This window comes from Acidimicrobiales bacterium (genome assembly GCA_041394265.1).
GTDB lineage: Bacteria > Actinomycetota > Acidimicrobiia > Acidimicrobiales > SZUA-35 > JBBQUN01.
In genome coordinates, this window is the sequence record JAWKIO010000005.1 from 2,695,294 (window position 1) to 2,712,655 (window position 17,362).

Consider the following 17,362-nt stretch of genomic DNA (forward strand, 5'->3'; position numbering starts at 1 on the left):
CGTGATGGGCCGCAGGCCCTGACCCGGGTGGTCGTGATGGGCCGCAGGCCCTGACCCGGGTGGTCGTGATGGGCCGCAGGCCCTGACCCGGGTGATCGTCGAAATTCGAAGGGCCTTGTCACAGGCCTTGGATAGGTTCTCGCTATGCATGCAGTCGAAGCCGTTGGGCTTGTCAAGCAATACGGAGAGAAGCGGGCCCTCGATGGTCTCGATCTCGAGGTACCGCAGGGCAGCGTGCTGGGGTTGCTCGGGCCGAACGGTGCGGGCAAGACCACGTCGGTCCGCATCCTCACCACGCTGCTCCGGCCCGACGGCGGCCGGGCGTTCGTCGACGGCATCGACGTCGGCAGTGAACCGGCGAAGGTGCGAGCTCGGATCGGCCTCACGGGTCAGTACGCGGCTGTCGAAGAACGGCTCACCGGTCGCGAGAATCTCGAGCTCATGGCCCGCTACTTCCACATGAACAAGGCGGCCACCACGGCTCGCGCTTCTGAGTTGCTCGAACGATTCGATCTCGTCGATGCCGGCGATCGAGTGGCCAACACCTACTCCGGTGGCATGCGTCGCCGCCTCGACATCGCCATGAGCCTCGTTGCCCGCCCGTCGGTGTTGTTCCTCGATGAACCCACCACCGGCCTCGACCCGCGCTCGCGGCTCGGGATGTGGTCGCTCATCGAGGAGCTCGGCGAGGAGGGCACCACCGTGTTGTTGACCACGCAATACCTGGAAGAGGCCGACCAGTTGGCCGATTCGATCGTCGTCATCGACCATGGCCACAAGATCGCCGAGGGCACCGCCGACCAGCTCAAGGATCAGATCGGCGGTGATCGGATTCGGGTGTCGATCGCCAATCAGGCCAACATCGAGATCGCTCGGGCTGCCCTCGCACCGCTCGCCACCGGCGACGTCATCGTCGATCCCGATGCGCCGCTCACCATCACGGCTCCCATCCCGGCCGGCGGCGGGGTGATCCCTGCCGCCATCCGAGCATTGGACGACGCCGGGGCCAAGATCGTCGACGTCGAGGTCCGCCGGCCCACCCTCGACGACGTCTTCCTTTCCCTCACCGGCCATGCCACTGACAGCGAGGAGTCCTCCGAATGACCGCCACCGACACCCGGGTCGGCTCGACCCCGGCCAACTTCGAACAGCCGCACGGCCTCCGTCCTGCAGTGCAAGACGCTCTCACCGAGGCGGGTCGCCATCTGCGGGTCATCCCTCGCAACATCGAACTGCTGATCTTCGCCGCGGTGCAGCCCATCATGTTCGTGCTGCTGTTCGCGTATGTCTTCGGTGGCTCGATCGCCGTCGACGGGTTCCGCAACTATTACCAGTACCTGATGCCCGGCATCTTCGCCCAGACCGTGGTCTTCGGTTCGGCGTTCACCTCCATCGGGATCGCCGAAGACATGACCAAGGGCCTGATCGATCGGCTCCGTTCGCTGCCGATCACGCAGGCGTCGGTGCTCATCGGTCGCACGTTGTCCGATCTCGCCCGCAACGTCTTCACCTTCGTGATCATGTTGGCGGTTGCGTTCGTGATTGGTTTCCGGTTCGAGGGTTCGCTGCTGGGCGCACTGGGTGCCACCTTGCTGTTGCTGGCATTCAGCTACGCACTCAGCTGGGTGCAGGCACTCATCGGCCTGTCGGTGAAGTCGGTCGAGGCCGCCAACTCCGGCGGTTTCATCTGGATGTTCCCGGTCACGTTCGTGTCGTCGGCGTTCGTGTCGACCGCCACGCTTCCTCGACCACTCGAGATCTTCGCCAACGCCAACCCGTTCACGGTCGTCACCAACGCCGCCCGGGCGCTCTACAACGGTCACGACGTCGGGAACAACGGCTGGTACGCGATCGCCTATGCGGTTGGGATCACGCTTGTCTTCGCCACGCTCTCGATCCGCAAGTTCGACTCGGCGTCGTCGTGATCTGATCGACTCGACATCGACCCCCGCACCGCGGCGTGAATCAGCGGAGGGCGTCGAGATACCTCCAGCGTCCGTCTTCTCTGACGAAGCGGCTGTGCTCGACGAGTTGCTGCACGCTCTCGCCTGACGCGGCTTCCCTCAGTCGGGCGATGAAGGCAACCTCGCCGACGTCGTCCTTCGGGCCGCCCGCCACCACCTTGGTGATGGTCAGGCCGAGCCACTCGGTGTCGTGATCGAGATCGATGCGGTCGGGGCGGGTCGACGAATGCCACGAGATCTCGAGGAACGCCCGGCGATGCAAAACGAAGGCGCTGTAGCGGGCGCGCATCAGTTGTTCCGCGGTCACGGCGAGGGTGGGGTCGGCGTGGATGCGCCCGCAGCACAGGGTCACCGGTGATCCGGAACCACACGGGCACGACGCCGGGCCGGACGAGGTGGCCGGGAGCGAAAGGCCCAGTGGCGACGGCGGTCGTTGGTTGGCCATGTCGGCACGGTAACCGGTTGCCGGCGGGTCACCGGTGAGCCCGGCGGACGAAGAAATCCGTCGCTGTCGTCGGCGGCCGGGTTCTACGATCGAGCGATGTCGATCGTCGCCATCACGAGTGCTCGAGATCTCGACCGCTACCGGGCCCTCCGCCTCGAGGCCCTTGCCACCGACCCCGACGCGTTCGGGTCGACGATCGACCACGAGACGGAGTTCGATGACGCCGAGTGGGCTCGGCGAATGGACTCGTTCCGCGGTGAGCCCGGCCAGATCCTCGTGGCGACGGACGACGGCCGCGACATCGGCGTCGTCGGTATCGGCGTTCGGCGCGCGCCGGTCGAACATCTCGCCACACCGTCGCACATCGATGCAGTCCTCTGGGGCATGTGGGTGCGACCCGCCGACCGGGGGAGGGGTGCGGCCCGCGAGCTGATCGACGCTGCGATCGGGTGGGCACGGCGACACGATGCCACGGATGTCGTCCTCGCCGTTCGACGTGACAATCACGCAGCGATCGAGCTCTACCGATCGGTGGGGTTCGAGGACACCGACTCGGCGGGGCTCACGGTGGGCGGACCCTGCTCGGGCGAACTCGAAATGCGTCGACCCGTCGGTTGAGGCGGGAGTAGCGTCGGGCGCATGGCCACCCGTTACGACGAACTGTCCGATGCAATGATCTCGTGGATCGACCGCCAGCCGATGTTCTTCGTCGGCACGGCTCCGTTGGCCGGCGACGGGCACGTGAACGTGTCGCCGAAGGGCATGGCCGGCACGCTCAGCGTGATCGACCCGACCACGGTGGCCTACCTCGACCTCACCGGGAGCGGGATCGAGACCGTGGCCCATTTGGCGGAGAACGGGCGCATCACGCTGATGTGGTGCGCCTTCGAGGGACCGGCCCGCATCGTGCGGGTGCAAGGCACGGGAACTGCCGTTCTTCCCGGAGACGACCGGTGGGACGAGCTGGTCGAGCGGTTCACTCCCTCCCGCGGCGCTCGAGCGATCATCGTGGTTTCCGCCGATCGTGTTTCGGATTCCTGTGGTTTCTCGGTGCCGCTGATGCAGTTCGAGGCCGACCGCACCCGTTTGTCGGACTGGACCGACAACCGCAGCGACGACGAGCTCGTGGAGTATCGGGCGACGAAGAATGCCGTCAGCATCGACGGGTTGCCGGGCTTGACGCCGGCTTGAGCCAACGTTGAACGGATCTTCATGATTCGTTCGGACTACGTGGTTGGGTGAGGTCACCGGTCAATGAAGGGCACCGATCGTGTCGTTACGTTGATGTGCCCATGATTCGTGACGAACTTCTGAACGCCGTCTTCGCCGCACTCGGCAGTCTCGGCGTCGACGAGGTGCCCGACGGTGTCGTCATCGAGCGGCCGGCCCGACCCGAACACGGTGACTGGTCCACCAACGCCGCCCTCGTGTGCGCCAAAGTCGTCGGGACGAATCCGCGCAGCCTCGCTCAGCGCCTCGTCGACGAACTGTCGGCGAATCCGCCGCGCCACGTGGACGAGTTCGAGATCGCCGGTCCCGGCTTCGTCAACTTTCGTCTGGCGCCGACCTGGCTCCACGAGGTCTTGACCGAGGTGGTGACCGAAGGGCCCGACGCCTATGCCCGGATGGACCAGGGAGCCGGACGCACCGTCAACATCGAGTTCGTTTCGGCCAATCCCACCGGCCCGCTGCACGCAGGCCATGGTCGCTGGGCCGCCTACGGCGACTCGGTTGCTCGGATCCTCGAGCGTGTCGGGTGGGACGTACACCGTGAGTTCTACATCAACGATCGCGGCGTCCAGGCCGAGCAGTACGCCCGCTCGCTGGTGGCCCGTCGCAACGGCGAAGAGCCGGCCGACGACGGCTATCGCGGCGAGTACATCGCCGAGTGGGCGGCGCTGATGCCCGCCGATGCCGATCCACTCGAGTGGGGACTGGCCCACGCTCGGGCACACCAGGAGGCGTCGCTGTCGGCGATGCACGTCGAGTTCGACTCGTGGTCGAGCGAACGCGACCTGGTGCAAACCGGCGCCATCGAGGCAACGCTCGACGAGCTCCGCGAGGGTGGCCACGTCTACGACGACGAGGATGCGGTGTGGTTGCGCACCACCGACTTCGGCGACGACAAGGACCGGGTGCTCGTCAAGGCCGATGGCGAACCGACCTACTTCCTCCCCGACATCGCCTACCACCGCGACAAGTTCGGTCGAGGTGCGCTCCTCGTCGACATCCTCGGTGCCGACCACCACGGCTACGTCGCGCGAATGAAGGCGGCGCTGCTTGCGCTTGGTCACTCGTCCGATGAGTACGAAGCGATCATCGGGCAGAACGTCACGCTCATACGCGACGGCGCCGAGGTCAGGCTCTCGAAGCGGGCCGGCACCATGGTGCTGCTGGCCGATCTCGTCGACGAGGTCGGACCCGACGTTGCTCGGTTCGCGTACCTGCTCCAGTCGATCGACACTCGGCAGACGATCGACATTGACGTGCTGAAGGCGCACGCGTCGGAGAACCCGGTCTTCTACGTGCAGTACGCACACGCTCGGATCCACGCCATCGTGCGGATGGCCGAGGAGCGCTCGGTGGAGCGACGCCCACTCGCCGAGGTCGACCTGGCTCGGCTGAGCCACGAGCGCGAGCTTGCGTTGCTCCGGTCGCTCTCGGCGCTACCCGAGGTCCTACTGATCGCCGCCGCCGAGCGGGCACCGCACAAGATGACGACCTGGATCCGTGAGTTGGCGTCGGACTTCCACGGGTTCTATCGGGATTGCCCGGTGCTCAGCGACGATGATGACGACCTCCGCCAGGCTCGCCTCTGGTTGGTCGAGGCAGCAAGGATCGGGCTCTCCATCGGGCTCGATATCCTCGGCGTCTCGGCCCCAGAGGAGATGTAGTGACCACCAATCCGGTTCCCTTCCATCTCCTCCCCGACAACGCGTCCGTCGGTCCGCAGGGTCAGTTGCTGATCGCCGGATGCGACACGCTCGAGCTCGCAGCCGAGTTCGGCACGCCGTTGTTCGTGTACGACGAAGATCATCTCCGTTCGCGTTGCCGCGAGGCCGTCTCAGTGTTCGGCAACCATGCCACCTATGCCTCGAAGGCCTTCCTGTGCCGGGCCATGGCTCGGCTCGCCTACGACGAGGGCATGCAGATCGACGTTGCCACCGGGGGCGAGCTGTCCGTCGTGCTGGCGGCCGGTGTGCCCGCCTCCGCCACCCACCTGCACGGCAACAACAAGTCACTGGCCGAGCTTCGCTACGCGCTCGAGGTCGGGGTCGGTCGTGTGATGGTCGACAGCTTCGAGGAGATGGATCGAATCGAGCAGCTCGTCGCCGATGGCCTTCCCGCCCCGAAGATCAATCTCCGAGTGACGCCCGGTGTGAAGGCCGAGACGCACGAGTTCATCGCCACCGGACAGAACGACTCGAAGTTCGGCTTCACGGTGTCCACCGGCGTTGCCAAGCAAGCCGTCGAACGGGCGCGCGCCTCCGAAGCGATGGAACTCGTCGGCATACACGCCCACATCGGGTCGCAGGTGTTCGAGGTGTCGTCGTTCGCCCAGGCGTTGCTCACGCTCGCCGACTTCGCAAACCCGCTCGGGCTTCCCGAGCTGGTGATCGGTGGGGGGCTCGGCGTCGCCTACGTCGAGGGTGAGGAAGCGCCAACCATCTCGCAGTGGGCGGCGAAGCTCAAGGCGACGGCGGCCGAGTACGGCATCACGGCCGAGCTCGGGATCGAACCAGGCCGCTCGATCGCAGCGGCCGCGGCCATCACGCTCTACACCGTCGGCACGATCAAGAAGCTCGAGGGGATCCGCACCTACGTCGCCGTCGACGGTGGCATGAGCGACAACCCCCGCCCGGTCCTCTACGGCTCGGGCTACGAGACCTTCCTGCCACGCGACGTGCTCGGCCCCCGGACCGAGATGGCGCGGGTGGTCGGCAAGCACTGCGAATCCGGCGACATCCTCGTGCGAGAGGCGCCGATCGCCGCCGATCTCGTCGTCGGCGACATCCTGGCCACTCCGGTCACCGGTGCCTACGGCCATTCGATGGGATCCAACTACAACAAGGTGCTGCGACCTCCTGTCGTTTTCTGCCGCGACGGCGACGCTCGCCTCGTGGTGCGGCGCGAGACGTACGACGACCTGTTGGCCACCGATCTCGGCTGATTCGACCAAACCGGCCCGCTCGATTCTCGGTCGGTCGCCTGCATCGGAGCCAGTAGGGTTCGGGGGTGCCCGAAGCATCTGACCCGTCCAAGCAGCGTGGTGCTGCCACACCCATTCGCGTCGGCCTCCTCGGCTGCGGGATCGTCGGTGGTTCGCTCGTCGACCTCCTGAACGAGCGTGGCCCGGCGATCGCTGCGAGCACCGGTCTCGATCTTGTCGTCACCCGCATCGCCGTTCGCAGCGTGAGCCGAGATCGCAACATCGAACTCGATCCGTCACTGCTCACCACCGATGCTCGATCGGTGGCCACGGGTGATGATGTCGACATCGTGGTCGAGGTGATCGGTGGCATCGAGCCGGCACGGGAGCTGATCCTGGCGGCGTTGGCGGCCGGGAAGCCGGTCATCACGGCGAACAAGGAGCTGCTCGCCAACCATGGCGCCGAGCTGTATGCCGCGGCGGCCGCCAGCGGCGTCGACCTGCTGTTCGAGGCCGCCGTTGCCGGGGCGATCCCCATCGTCCGCCCGCTTCGTCAGTCGCTGCTCGGTGAGGACGTCCACCGCATCACCGGCATCGTCAACGGCACGACCAACTACATCCTCACCCGGATGGCCGAGGACGGTGCCAGCTATGGCGACGCCCTGGCCGAGGCCCAGCGGCTGGGATACGCCGAGCGCGACCCGACCGCAGATGTCGAGGGATATGACGCCGGAGCGAAGATCGCCATCATGGCGTCGATCGGCTTCGGGGCCCGGGTCGTCGCCGGCGACGTCTATCACGAGGGCATCTCCGAGATCACCCAGACCGACATCGCCTACGCCCGTCGCCTGGGCTACGAGATCAAGCTGCTGGCGGTGGCCGAGAAGTCGGCGACCGCCGCCGGTCCGGTGGTGGGTGTGCGGGTGCATCCCTCGATGGTCCCGGTCACCCATCCATTGGCCTCGGTGCGCGACAGCTTCAACGCCGTGTTCGTCGAAGGCAACTCGTCGGGTGAGCTCATGTTCTACGGGCGCGGCGCCGGGGGGCGCCCCACGGCCAGCGCCGTGCTCGGCGACCTGACCGACGCTGCGCTCAACTGGCATCGTGGGGCCCATCAGGTCGTGCCAACCGGCGGCGAGATGACCATCCGCCCGATCGACGACCTCGAGACCGCCTACTACCTCAACGTCGAGGTCGACGACTCGCCGGGCGTTCTGGCGCAGGTCGCTGGTGTCTTCGGCCGCCATGGTGTGTCCATCCGTTCGATGGAGCAGGAAGACGTCGGCACCACTGCTCGCATCGTCTTCATCACCCATCAGGCGCTCGAGCGCGATGTGCAGGCCACGCTGCACGATCTCCGTGCGCTCGAAGCGGTCACCGGGATCCAGAGTGTGCTGCGAGTGGTCGGATGACGCTCGGCTACGAATCCACGCGAGGTCGGGCCGACAACGTCGACTTCCCCGGCGCGCTGCTCGCCGGCCTTGCTTCTGACGGCGGCCTGTTCTGCCCGAGCGACGTGCCCGCACTCCCCGAGATCCCCGCCGGCGCCGGCTACGTCGAGGTGGCACAGCTGGTGATGTGGCCCTTCGTCGAGGGCACCATCGATCGAGATGACTTCTTCGCCATGGTCGCGGAGTCCTACGCCTGTTTCCGCGATCCACTCGTGTGTCCGGTGCACGATCTGGGCGACGGTCACCACCTGCTCGATCTCACCCAGGGGCCGACCCTGGCGTTCAAAGACGTTGCGCTCCAGCTGGTCGGACGGCTGCTCGACAACGAGCTCGGCCGCCAACAGCGCCGCATGACGGTGCTCGCCGCCACCTCCGGCGACACCGGTTCCGCCGCCATCGAGGCGCTCCGGGGCCGGGCCAACGTCGACATCATGGTGCTGCACCCCGAAGGCCGGGTCTCCGAGGTCCAGCGTCGTCAGATGACCACCGTCGATGCCGACAACGTGCGCAATGTCGCGGTGGTCGAGGCCAGCTTCGACGACTGTCAGAATCTGGTGAAGGCGGCGTTCAACGACCCCGAGCTCCGGGCGGCATTCGGGCTGGCTGCGGTGAACTCGATCAACTGGGCGCGGGTCATGGCCCAGATCGTCTACTACGTGTGGGCGGCTCGGCTGGTGATCGGGGAGTCCGGGGATCCCGTGTCGTTCACGGTGCCGACCGGCAACTTCGGCAACATCCTCGCCGGCTGGTACGCCAAGCGAATGGGGCTGAACATCGACCAACTCGTGGTGGCCAGCAACCGCAACGACGTGCTGACCAGGTTCTTCGAGACGGGTGCGTTGGCGTCGCGTCGAGTCGAGCCGTCACTCAGCCCGAGTATGGACATCCAGATCTCGTCGAACTTCGAGCGACTGCTGTGGGAAGCCTCCGGCCGTGACGGCCGCCAGGTCGACGACGTGCTCGGCCGGTTCGCCAGCGAGGGGCTGTCCGCAGTTCCCGACGAATGGGTCGCCGCGATCCGCTCCGAGTTCGACGCCGGCCGCCTCGACGACGACGGCACCCTGGCCGAGATCGCCCACATCCACGATCGACTCGCGATGCTGATCGACCCCCACACCGCGGTGGGTACCAACGTGGCTCGGCGGCTCCGTCGCAACCCCGACGTGCCCATGATCACCCTCTCGACTGCGGCACCGGCGAAGTTCCCCGATGCCGTCGAGCAGGCGACCGGCGTGCGGCCACCGCTCCCGCCGTTCCTCTCCGAGTTGTTCGAACGTCCGGAGTTCTGCCAGCGCGCCGACAACTCGCTTGCCGACGTCGCTGCGCTGCTGAGGGAGTTCACCGGGCGCTGAACGGCCCGTCGCCTATCCGCCACGACCGCTGCTAGCCTCCCCGATGCGGGTTGTGAGTGCCTGGTTGTTCCGGCAGCACCCCCCGCACGACGGCGATCGGGTCAACGTGCTGGTCCCGTCGGTCCAACCGACCCGGCCGCGGCGTCGCTCGATCCATCGACTTCGCCCAACCCGGACTGTTCGAACATTGCGATGGTCGAGCGCGAGTGCCCAACCCCGCCCACCGGGCGGAGAGCCCCAGGAGTTCATGAATGTCTGAGCAGGTCATCGACCGTGCCACCCTCGAGAAGAAGGACAAGGGCGAATTGACCACCATCGTCAATGCGCTCGGAGGCAAGGCAACCAGCCGGATGAAGAAGTCGGATCTGGTCGACCTCATCTTGGAGCGGTCGGGCGCCGTCGTCGCCGACGCATCCGTTGACGACTCGAACGACGCTGACGAATCGAGCGAGGCCTCCGACTCGTCCGGCATCGCCACCCCCGCCGACGACCAGACCTACGCTCGTTCGGGTGAGGCCGAGGTCACCGAATCTGGGCGCGACGGCGGTCGGTCCAACACCGATCGTCCATCGAACGGCCGTGATGATGATCGTGCCCGAAGCTCGGAACGCTCATCGGGTGAGTCGTCCACCCCAGGTGGTCGCGGTGGTCGCGGCGACAACGACCGTTCCAGCCGTGGGGGCAACCAGCAGGGCGAGGCCCGACAGGGCGGCAACCACCAGGGTGGCAACCAGCAAGGCGCCAATGCCGGCAACCCGCAGGGCGGCAATCAACAGGCCGGATCCAACAACGGTGGGGGCCAGCAGGGTGGCAACCAACAGGGTGGCAACCAACAGGGTGGCAACCAACAGGGCGCGGCTCAGCAGGGCAAGGGCGATGAGCCCGACAGCGGAAACCGACGCCGACGCCGTCGGGGTCGGGGCCGGGATCGTGACGAGATGAACGAGCCCGTCGTGAACGAACCGATCGAGGTCGCGGGCATCCTCGACCTGCGTGATGACGGCTACGGCTTCATCAGGGTCGACGGTCTGCTGCCCTCGAAAGACGACGTCTATGTGCCGGTCAAGTTGGTTCGCCAATTCGGTCTGCGACGCGGCGATCTCGTGGCGGGGAGCGCCCGGCCGGCGAATCGCAACGAGAAGAACCCGGCGCTGGCCGAGGTTGACTCCATCAACGGTCGGGCGGCCGATGATCTCGGTGAGCGCCCATGCTTCGATCGACTGACCCCGATCTTCCCCGACACGATGATGCGGCTCGAACGAGCCGACGAGGCCGACGCCGTCACGCCCCGCATCTGTGATCTCGTGGCGCCGATCGGCAAGGGCCAGCGCGCCCTCGTGGTGGCGCCACCGAAGTCGGGCAAGACCACCCTCATCAAGGAACTCGCTCGTTCCATCGAGCGCAACACGCCCGACGCCGAGCTGGTCGTGCTGCTCATCGACGAGCGGCCCGAAGACGTCACCGACATGGCCAACCACCTCGAACAGGGTGATGTCGTCGCCTCCACCTTCGACCGACCGGCCGACGAACACTGCTCGGTCGCCGAGCTGACCCTCGAGCGAGCCAAGCGCATGGTGGAAGACGGCGCCGACGTAGTGGTCATCATCGACGGTCTCACGCATCTTGCCCGGGCGTACAACCTGGCCGGTCCCGGCACCGGTCGAACGCTCGCCGGCGGCTTGGATGCGGGCGCGATCTACCCGACCAAGCACTTCTTCGGGGCCGCTCGCAACATCGCCGAAGGCGGCTCGCTCACGGTGATCGCCACGGTGACCGTCGAGACCGGGTCCGAGATGGACGACGCGATCTTCGGCGAGTTCGACGGCACGGCGAACGCGGAGATCCGGCTCGACCGCCTCCTCGCCGAGCGCAACATCTTCCCGGCGATCGACGCGCTGAAGAGCGGCACCAGGAACGCCGACCAGCTGGTCGATGCCGACGAGAAGAGCAAGCTCGACCGGTTGCGCGTGGTGCTCGACGGCCTCGCCCCGAGCGATGGTGGCCCCGCCGCTGCGGCGGCGTCGATGCTCGCCGAGCGCGTGGCTGCTGCCGCCTCCAACCGAGATTTTCTGAACGAAATCGCCTAGGCCCCGTCTCGCACGGTGCCCGAGGCGCCAGAATGGAGCAGTTATGAAGACGGACATCCATCCCAACTACCGCTATGTGGTCTTCCAGGACCCGGGAGCGGACTTCGCATTTCTCACCCGGTCCACCATCGAGACCGACGAGACCATCGAGTGGGAAGACGGCAACACCTACCCCCTGGCGAAGGTCGAAATCTCCTCGGCGAGCCATCCGTTCTTCACCGGCCAGATGCGCATCGTCGACACCGCCGGTCGCGTCGAGCGGTTCGAGCGTCGTTTCGGGCGTCGCCGCAAGCCAGGCACCGAAGCCGCCGAAGCCACGCCCGAGAGCTGATCCTCGCCTCGCCGGTGGCTGAACGCACCTCTCTGTACGAAGCCAAGCTTCGGGGATTGGTACGCGAGCACCTCGGCGTCGAGATCGAGATCATCGAATCCCCTGGCTCCGCCGGGGGATTCGTCGCGTCGACGGGCTATCTCCTGGCCGAGGCGGCCGGCGGAAACGAAGCGAAGACCGGCTCGCTCGGTCTGGCCGAACGCATGCTGGGACCGGCGCTGTTGTGGGCTGAGAAGCAGGGCTTCGAGTCGCTGTCGCTGCTGGCTGATCCGGCGGTGGCCGGTCACCTGGCCCGCCGGGCGGGGCACTTCGCCTCGGGTCCCTCCATCACCGTCTTCGCCGTCGACGGGACCACGATCACGGTCGCCGAGCCGGCGCCGATCCTCGACGTTCCCGAACTCACGGCGGCCGAGTGGTCGTTCGCCGGCCTGATCGCCGAGGGGGGTGCCCGCGCCGTCGACGATCACGGTCGGATCGTGGCCGAGTTCGCCGGTCTCGAAGTCGCTCGGGTCATCCTCGACCACAGCGGCGAACGTCCAGCCATCCCGTTGCTCGAGGTCGGGGTCGGTCAGGCCGATCGTGAGCTGCACCAACTCGTGCATCGCGACCTCGACCCCGACGCCGGGCTTCGTCGAGCCATCTCGGCCGTCGCTCCCCACCGTCGCCCCGGAGCACCGCCGCATCCGCTCAATCGTCTCGCCCGCGAGCGTTGGATCCGCTCGAGCATCCTCGACCAACCGTCGCTGATCGACCTCATCTCGGCCGAACCCGTCGCCCCGCTCCGCCCGAGGGACACCCTGCTCGGCACCCAACCCGTGGCCGCCGTCGGTCGTCGTGCCGACGGCGCTCCGGTGGTCGTGGTGTGCTCCGTTGGCGTCGAGGTCGATCTCGCTGCCGAGGCCGCCGACTATCGCCAACGCGAAGACACCGACGCCGAACTGATCGTCGTGACTCCGCCCCGTGATCGCTACCCGGTCGTCGAGCGCCTCGTCGAACGCCTGGACAACGCCAGCCTCGCCACGCCGCCTCCGCCCTGGGAGTAGCAGTGGCGACCGAGCCCCGGAATCATCCGGCTGAATCGGGGCTGGCCCGACACCGTTAGCCTGTCGGCGATGCTGGAACGTCTGCAGACACTCGAGACCGAACACGCCGAGCTCGAGGCCCGGTTGGGTGACCCCGACATCGCCGCAGACAACAAGCGGTTCGTCCAACTGACGCGGCGCTATGCCGAGCTCGGCGACCTCGTTGCGGTGGGCCGTCATTTGCGGGAACGGACCGAGGACCTCGAGGTGGCCCGGGCCCTCTTGGCCGAAGCCGACGCCGCCGAGCGCGACGAGCTTCGAGCCGAGGCGTCGGCCGCCGAGGCCGACATCGACCGTCTCGGCCAGGAGTTCCGCCTCCTGCTGCTGCCGAAGGATCCCAACGACGGACGCGACGTCATCGTCGAGATCCGTGGAGCGGAGGGTGGCGAAGAGGCGAACCTGTTCGCTCGTGACCTCTTCGAGATGTTCCAGGCATTCGGCGCCCGACAGGGTTGGAGGACCGAGGTGATTGCGGCGCAGCCGAGCGACCTCGGCGGGTACTCCGATGTGACCGTGGTGTTCCGCGGCGATGGCGTCTGGACCCGGATGAAGCATGAAGCCGGGGTACATCGGGTGCAGCGAGTACCGGTGACCGAATCGCAGGGGCGTGTTCACACGTCGTCGGCGACGGTGTCGGTGCTCCCCGAGGCCGACGAGGTCGACATCGACATCGATCCCAACGACATCACGATCGACACGTTCCGTTCCTCCGGCGCTGGTGGACAGCACGTCAACACCACCGACTCGGCCGTGCGTCTCACCCACCTACCGACTGGCATCGTCGTTTCGATGCAAGACGAGAAGAGCCAACTCCAGAACCGGGCTCGAGCCATGGTGGTGCTGCGTTCCCGGCTGCTGCAGCTCGAGCAGGACAAGGCGGCTGCCGCTGCGTCGGAGACCCGCAAGGGACAGGTGGGTGGCGGCGGACGCTCCGAGAAGATCCGGACGTACAACTTCAAGGAGAATCGGGTCACCGATCACCGGATCGGACTGACCGTGTACAAGCTCGAACGGGTCCTTGCCGGTGAGCTCGACGAGATCAGCGATGCGCTCGTGCACGACGAGCGGACCCGACAGCTCCAGGCCGAGGCCGATGACGATGCGTGACCCCGCCGACCTCGACGGTGTTGCCGGCTCGAGCGACGGCGTCGACGAGCTCGAAGGAACGATCACCTGGCGTGCCCTGCTCGCCGAGACCGAGCAGCGCTTGCAGCGCGCCGGTGTCGCTGATGCGTCGATCAGCGCTCGGCGCATCATCGAGGAGGCGTCCGGTTTCGAGGGAGCGGGCCTGGCCGCCGGGTTGAGCGAACGAGCGACCACACGAGGTGTCGCCCGGCTCGACCAGATGGTCGAACGCCGTTCCGACGGCGAGCCGCTCCAGTACGTCGTCGGACGCTGGGGCTTTCGCCACCTCGATCTGATGGTCGATCGGCGGGTGCTGATCCCGCGTCCCGAGACCGAGATCGTTGCCGAACGGGCGCTTGCCGAGTTGCGGCGGCTGAGTGCAGCCGGGCCGACGGTTGCCGTCGACCTCGGTACCGGCAGCGGCGCCCTCGGGCTGTCGCTGGCGCGAGAACATGCCACCACCGACGTGTGGATCACCGACGTCTCGGCCGATGCGCTCGATGTCGCTCGGGCCAACCTGGCCGGGCTCGGACGATACGGGTCGAGGGTTCGAGTCGCCGAAGGCTGGTGGTTCGCTGCGCTGCCGATCGATCTGGTTGGTCAGATCGCCGTGATCGTGTCGAACCCGCCGTACGTCGCAGTCTCGGAGGCGCTGCCCGACGAAGTGGCCGATTGGGAGCCGCAAGGAGCCCTGATCGCCGATGCCGATGGGTTCGCGGCCTACGAGGTCCTGATCGGCGAAGCGCCTCGCTGGTTGATGGGCGGTGGCGCACTGGTCCTCGAGAGCGCGCCTCACCAGGTCGAACGACTGGGCGACATGGCGTCAGCCGAGTTCGTCGATGTCGAAGCGTTCCGTGATCTCAGCGGCCGGCCCCGAGGCATCGTGGCCCGCACCGCCACCGGCGGCTGACAACATCGCCACCGGCGACGAAAGCAACGGCCACGGCGGCCGACGGCAACCGCCACTCGTGGCTGGGCACCGAACGGCTTTCCCGACTCCGCGGTCACCGCTACGATCATCCCGCCTGGTGCGGCGCGCGGCCCAACCAGCCTGCGAGAGGTCTCCATGTTCGGACGTAACAACAAGCTCGATGTCGATTGGCTCAGCAAGCACTCGTTCTTCGATTCGTTCTCGGCCGCCCAGGTCGAACAGATCGCCGAACTCGGTCACCGGGTCGACGCCGACCCCGGCGCCGAGCTCACCGATCAGGGGCGCTTCGGTGATGTCTGCTACCTGATCATCGAGGGCACGGCCAACGTGTTGATGCGGGGCGAGTACGTCGCCACGGTCGGTCCGGGCACGATGGTCGGCGAGATGGCGCTGCTCGAGCATCGGCCTCGCAATGCCACCGTGGTCGCCGAGACCGACATGGTGCTCGTGTCGTTCGGCACCAAGGAGTTCCGCAAGATCCTCGACGACAACCCCGATCTGCGTGAGCGGGTCCACGCCCTCCTCGTCGCTCGCGAACGGGACAACAGCGCCCGAGGCTGATTCCCGGGGCGGTCCCGGCGATACCCTCGCTTCCGTCGCCTGACGAGGAGCAATCCGATGAACATCGCTGTGGGGTCCGACCACGCCGGCTTTCGGCTGAAGGCCGTGATCGCCGCTCACCTCGCCGAACGAGGTCATCACGCGCTCGATCTGGGCACCGACTCGGCGGATTCGGTCGACTACCCGGACTACGGTGCCGCCGTCGCACGGGCCGTCGTGGCGGGCGAGGCCGATCTTGGCATCGCCGTGTGCGGGAGTGGCATCGGGATCTGCATGGCGGCCTCGAAAGTGCCCGGCGCTCGCGCCGCCACGGTGCATGACGTCACGTCCGCCCGCATGTCACGGTTGCACAACGACGCAAACGTGATGTGTCTGGGCGAACGCTTCACCGGTGAACAGGTCGCGCTCGACGCCGTCGACGCGTTCCTCACCACCGAGTTCGAAGGCGGCCGCCACCAGCGGCGCGTCGACAAGATCATGGCGCTCGACGTCGTCACCACCACCATCTCCGAGGAGACCCACTGATGTCCTGGCCCGTTGTGAACGACACTGCGTACCAGCAACTCGAAGCAGCCGAGATCGAGCGCCAGAACACTGGCCTCCAGCTGATCGCATCGGAGAACTTCGCGTCGCCGGCTGTGATGGCCGCCACCGGATCTGTCTTCACGAACAAGTACTCCGAGGGGTACCCCGGACGCCGCTACTACGGTGGCAACGGAGTGGTCGACCAGGTCGAGAGCCTCGCCATCGAGCGAGTCTGCGAGCTCTTCGGTGCCGACCACGCCAACGTGCAACCGCACTCGGGGGCCAACGCCAACATGGCCGTCTACCAGGCGGTCCTCGAGCCCGGTGACACCGTGCTCGGGTTGCGGCTCGACCACGGCGGTCACCTCACGCATGGCTCACCCGTCAACGCCTCGGGTTTGATGTACGACTTCGTCGGTTACGGGCTCACGCCGTCCGACGAGCGCCTCGACATGGAACAGGTGCGGAGCCTGGCCATCGAGCACCAGCCGAAACTGATCGTGGCGGGTGCCACCGCCTACTCGCGCATCATCGATCCCGAGGCCTTCCGATCGATCGCCGACGAGGTCGGTGCCCTGTTGATGTTCGACGCCGCACACATCGCCGGCCTGATCGTCGCCGGCGTGCACCCGAACCCCACGCCCTTCTGCGACATCGTCACCTTCACCACGCACAAGACGCTGCGCGGTCCGCGCGGTGGCTGCATCCTGTCGACCGAGGCGCTGAGCAAGCAGATCGACAAGGCGATCTTCCCCGGTCAACAGGGCGGTCCCCAGGAGCACTCGATCGCAGCGAAGGCGGTGGCGTTCGCCGAAGCGGCAACCGATGAGTTCAAGTCCTACGGCGCACAGATCGTCGCCAATGCGCAGGCGCTGGCGTCGTCCCTCGGAAACGAGGGATTCCGGATCGTGTCCGGCGGCACCGACAACCACCTCATGCTGGTCGACCTCCGTCCCTTCGACGAGGAACTGACGGGCAAAGAGGCGCAGGCGGTGCTGGACGACGCAGGGATCACCCTCAACAAGAACTCGATCCCTGACGACCCTCGCTCGCCGTTCGTCACCTCGGGCATCCGGATCGGGACCCCGGCGGTCACGACCCAGGGCATGACCGAGCCGCAGATGGCCGAGATCGGCTCGCTGATCGCTCGATCCCTGCGGTCACGGACCGACGCCGCCGCTGTCGCCGAGATCCGCGGCGAAGTTGCCGCACTCTGTCGGCCGTTTGCCCCCTACCCCGAAGCGATTGCGGGCTAGCCTCGGCGTCCATGCCGTGGAGCCCGCAGATGCAGCGTCTGACCGCGGGCGCCACCTGTTCGCCAGAACGTGTTCGGCGGCGAGGCGTCCCTCTCCGTCCCC

The 17,362-nt window shown here is 67.0% G+C and carries 17 protein-coding genes; 16 read left to right on the plus strand and 1 reads right to left on the minus strand.

The window, feature by feature from the left end; translation table 11 throughout:
- Window positions 1-144: 144 nt before the first annotated feature.
- Window positions 145-1,104 carry an ATP-binding cassette domain-containing protein gene (locus R2733_13160; GenBank protein ID MEZ5377448.1) on the plus strand — a complete coding sequence of 320 codons (960 nt, stop codon included), beginning with the start codon at window positions 145-147 and terminating at the stop codon, window positions 1,102-1,104.
- Window positions 1,101-1,925, plus strand: a complete 825-nt coding sequence (locus R2733_13165; GenBank protein MEZ5377449.1) for an ABC transporter permease — start codon at window positions 1,101-1,103, stop codon at window positions 1,923-1,925. The genes R2733_13160 and R2733_13165 overlap by 4 nt, the downstream gene beginning before the upstream one ends.
- 40 nt (window positions 1,926-1,965) lie before the next feature.
- Here R2733_13165 and R2733_13170 read toward each other — a convergent pair whose 3' ends face one another.
- Complete coding sequence (locus R2733_13170; protein MEZ5377450.1) at window positions 1,966-2,409, minus strand: YchJ family metal-binding protein; 444 nt, start codon at window positions 2,407-2,409, stop codon at window positions 1,966-1,968.
- A 96-nt stretch (window positions 2,410-2,505) separates the two neighbouring features.
- Here R2733_13170 and R2733_13175 point away from each other — a divergent pair, with 96 nt between their 5' ends.
- The 14 genes from R2733_13175 to glyA all read left to right on the plus strand — a co-directional run bounded on the left by R2733_13175 (window position 2,506) and on the right by glyA (window position 17,260).
- Entirely contained in the window at window positions 2,506-3,027 is a 522-nt protein-coding gene (locus R2733_13175; protein ID MEZ5377451.1) for a GNAT family N-acetyltransferase, read from the plus strand.
- 21 nt (window positions 3,028-3,048) lie between these two features.
- Window positions 3,049-3,600, plus strand: a complete 552-nt coding sequence (locus R2733_13180; GenBank protein MEZ5377452.1) for a pyridoxamine 5'-phosphate oxidase family protein — start codon at window positions 3,049-3,051, stop codon at window positions 3,598-3,600.
- Between the two features lie 101 nt (window positions 3,601-3,701).
- On the plus strand, window positions 3,702-5,303 hold the full coding sequence (locus R2733_13185) for an arginine--tRNA ligase (GenBank protein ID MEZ5377453.1): 1,602 nt from the start codon (window positions 3,702-3,704) through the stop codon (window positions 5,301-5,303).
- On the plus strand, window positions 5,303-6,580 hold the full coding sequence (gene lysA / locus R2733_13190) for a diaminopimelate decarboxylase (protein MEZ5377454.1): 1,278 nt from the start codon (window positions 5,303-5,305) through the stop codon (window positions 6,578-6,580). Before R2733_13185 ends, lysA begins: the two co-directional genes overlap by 1 nt.
- Before the next feature lie 65 nt (window positions 6,581-6,645).
- Window positions 6,646-7,971 (plus strand): homoserine dehydrogenase, encoded by a 1,326-nt coding sequence (locus R2733_13195; GenBank protein MEZ5377455.1) that lies wholly within the window; start codon window positions 6,646-6,648, stop codon window positions 7,969-7,971.
- Window positions 7,968-9,362: a threonine synthase gene (gene thrC, locus R2733_13200; GenBank protein MEZ5377456.1), complete on the plus strand. Its 1,395-nt coding sequence runs from the start codon at window positions 7,968-7,970 to the stop codon at window positions 9,360-9,362. Before R2733_13195 ends, thrC begins: the two co-directional genes overlap by 4 nt.
- Before the next feature lie 251 nt (window positions 9,363-9,613).
- The gene (gene rho, locus R2733_13205) at window positions 9,614-11,449 is read left to right on the plus strand and encodes a transcription termination factor Rho (GenBank protein ID MEZ5377457.1); all 1,836 of its coding nucleotides are present in this window, start codon (window positions 9,614-9,616) and stop codon (window positions 11,447-11,449) included.
- Between the two features lie 43 nt (window positions 11,450-11,492).
- Window positions 11,493-11,780, plus strand: coding sequence for a type B 50S ribosomal protein L31 (locus R2733_13210; GenBank protein MEZ5377458.1), 288 nt, complete (start codon window positions 11,493-11,495; stop codon window positions 11,778-11,780).
- Window positions 11,781-11,794: 14 nt separating this feature from the next.
- Window positions 11,795-12,823, plus strand: a complete 1,029-nt coding sequence (locus tag R2733_13215) for a hypothetical protein (GenBank protein ID MEZ5377459.1) — start codon at window positions 11,795-11,797, stop codon at window positions 12,821-12,823.
- A 69-nt stretch (window positions 12,824-12,892) separates the two neighbouring features.
- A complete protein-coding gene (gene prfA / locus R2733_13220) occupies window positions 12,893-13,969 on the plus strand; it encodes a peptide chain release factor 1 (GenBank protein ID MEZ5377460.1) in 1,077 nt (358 codons plus the stop codon).
- Window positions 13,962-14,897 carry a peptide chain release factor N(5)-glutamine methyltransferase gene (gene prmC / locus R2733_13225; GenBank protein ID MEZ5377461.1) on the plus strand — a complete coding sequence of 312 codons (936 nt, stop codon included), beginning with the start codon at window positions 13,962-13,964 and terminating at the stop codon, window positions 14,895-14,897. Before prfA ends, prmC begins: the two co-directional genes overlap by 8 nt.
- Before the next feature lie 156 nt (window positions 14,898-15,053).
- Entirely contained in the window at window positions 15,054-15,479 is a 426-nt protein-coding gene (locus tag R2733_13230) for a cyclic nucleotide-binding domain-containing protein (GenBank protein ID MEZ5377462.1), read from the plus strand.
- A gap of 57 nt (window positions 15,480-15,536) precedes the next feature.
- A complete protein-coding gene (gene rpiB, locus R2733_13235; protein ID MEZ5377463.1) occupies window positions 15,537-16,004 on the plus strand; it encodes a ribose 5-phosphate isomerase B in 468 nt (155 codons plus the stop codon).
- A complete protein-coding gene (gene glyA / locus R2733_13240) occupies window positions 16,004-17,260 on the plus strand; it encodes a serine hydroxymethyltransferase (protein ID MEZ5377464.1) in 1,257 nt (418 codons plus the stop codon). Before rpiB ends, glyA begins: the two co-directional genes overlap by 1 nt.
- Window positions 17,261-17,362 lie beyond the last annotated feature (102 nt).

What these genes read in the sequence shown, in the direction of transcription:
- R2733_13170 (MEZ5377450.1), bottom strand. Translation starts at nt 2,409, where the DNA reads ATGGCCAACCAACGACCGCCGTCGCCACTGGGCCTTTCGCTCCCGGCC.
- R2733_13160 (MEZ5377448.1), top strand. Translation starts at nt 145, where the DNA reads ATGCATGCAGTCGAAGCCGTTGGGCTTGTCAAGCAATACGGAGAGAAG.
- R2733_13180 (MEZ5377452.1), top strand. Translation starts at nt 3,049, where the DNA reads ATGGCCACCCGTTACGACGAACTGTCCGATGCAATGATCTCGTGGATC.
- glyA (MEZ5377464.1), top strand. Translation starts at nt 16,004, where the DNA reads ATGTCCTGGCCCGTTGTGAACGACACTGCGTACCAGCAACTCGAAGCA.
- R2733_13175 (MEZ5377451.1), top strand. Translation starts at nt 2,506, where the DNA reads ATGTCGATCGTCGCCATCACGAGTGCTCGAGATCTCGACCGCTACCGG.
- R2733_13230 (MEZ5377462.1), top strand. Translation starts at nt 15,054, where the DNA reads ATGTTCGGACGTAACAACAAGCTCGATGTCGATTGGCTCAGCAAGCAC.
- R2733_13210 (MEZ5377458.1), top strand. Translation starts at nt 11,493, where the DNA reads ATGAAGACGGACATCCATCCCAACTACCGCTATGTGGTCTTCCAGGAC.
- prfA (MEZ5377460.1), top strand. Translation starts at nt 12,893, where the DNA reads ATGCTGGAACGTCTGCAGACACTCGAGACCGAACACGCCGAGCTCGAG.
- thrC (MEZ5377456.1), top strand. Translation starts at nt 7,968, where the DNA reads ATGACGCTCGGCTACGAATCCACGCGAGGTCGGGCCGACAACGTCGAC.
- rho (MEZ5377457.1), top strand. Translation starts at nt 9,614, where the DNA reads ATGTCTGAGCAGGTCATCGACCGTGCCACCCTCGAGAAGAAGGACAAG.
- R2733_13165 (MEZ5377449.1), top strand. Translation starts at nt 1,101, where the DNA reads ATGACCGCCACCGACACCCGGGTCGGCTCGACCCCGGCCAACTTCGAA.
- prmC (MEZ5377461.1), top strand. Translation starts at nt 13,962, where the DNA reads ATGCGTGACCCCGCCGACCTCGACGGTGTTGCCGGCTCGAGCGACGGC.
- rpiB (MEZ5377463.1), top strand. Translation starts at nt 15,537, where the DNA reads ATGAACATCGCTGTGGGGTCCGACCACGCCGGCTTTCGGCTGAAGGCC.
- R2733_13185 (MEZ5377453.1), top strand. Translation starts at nt 3,702, where the DNA reads ATGATTCGTGACGAACTTCTGAACGCCGTCTTCGCCGCACTCGGCAGT.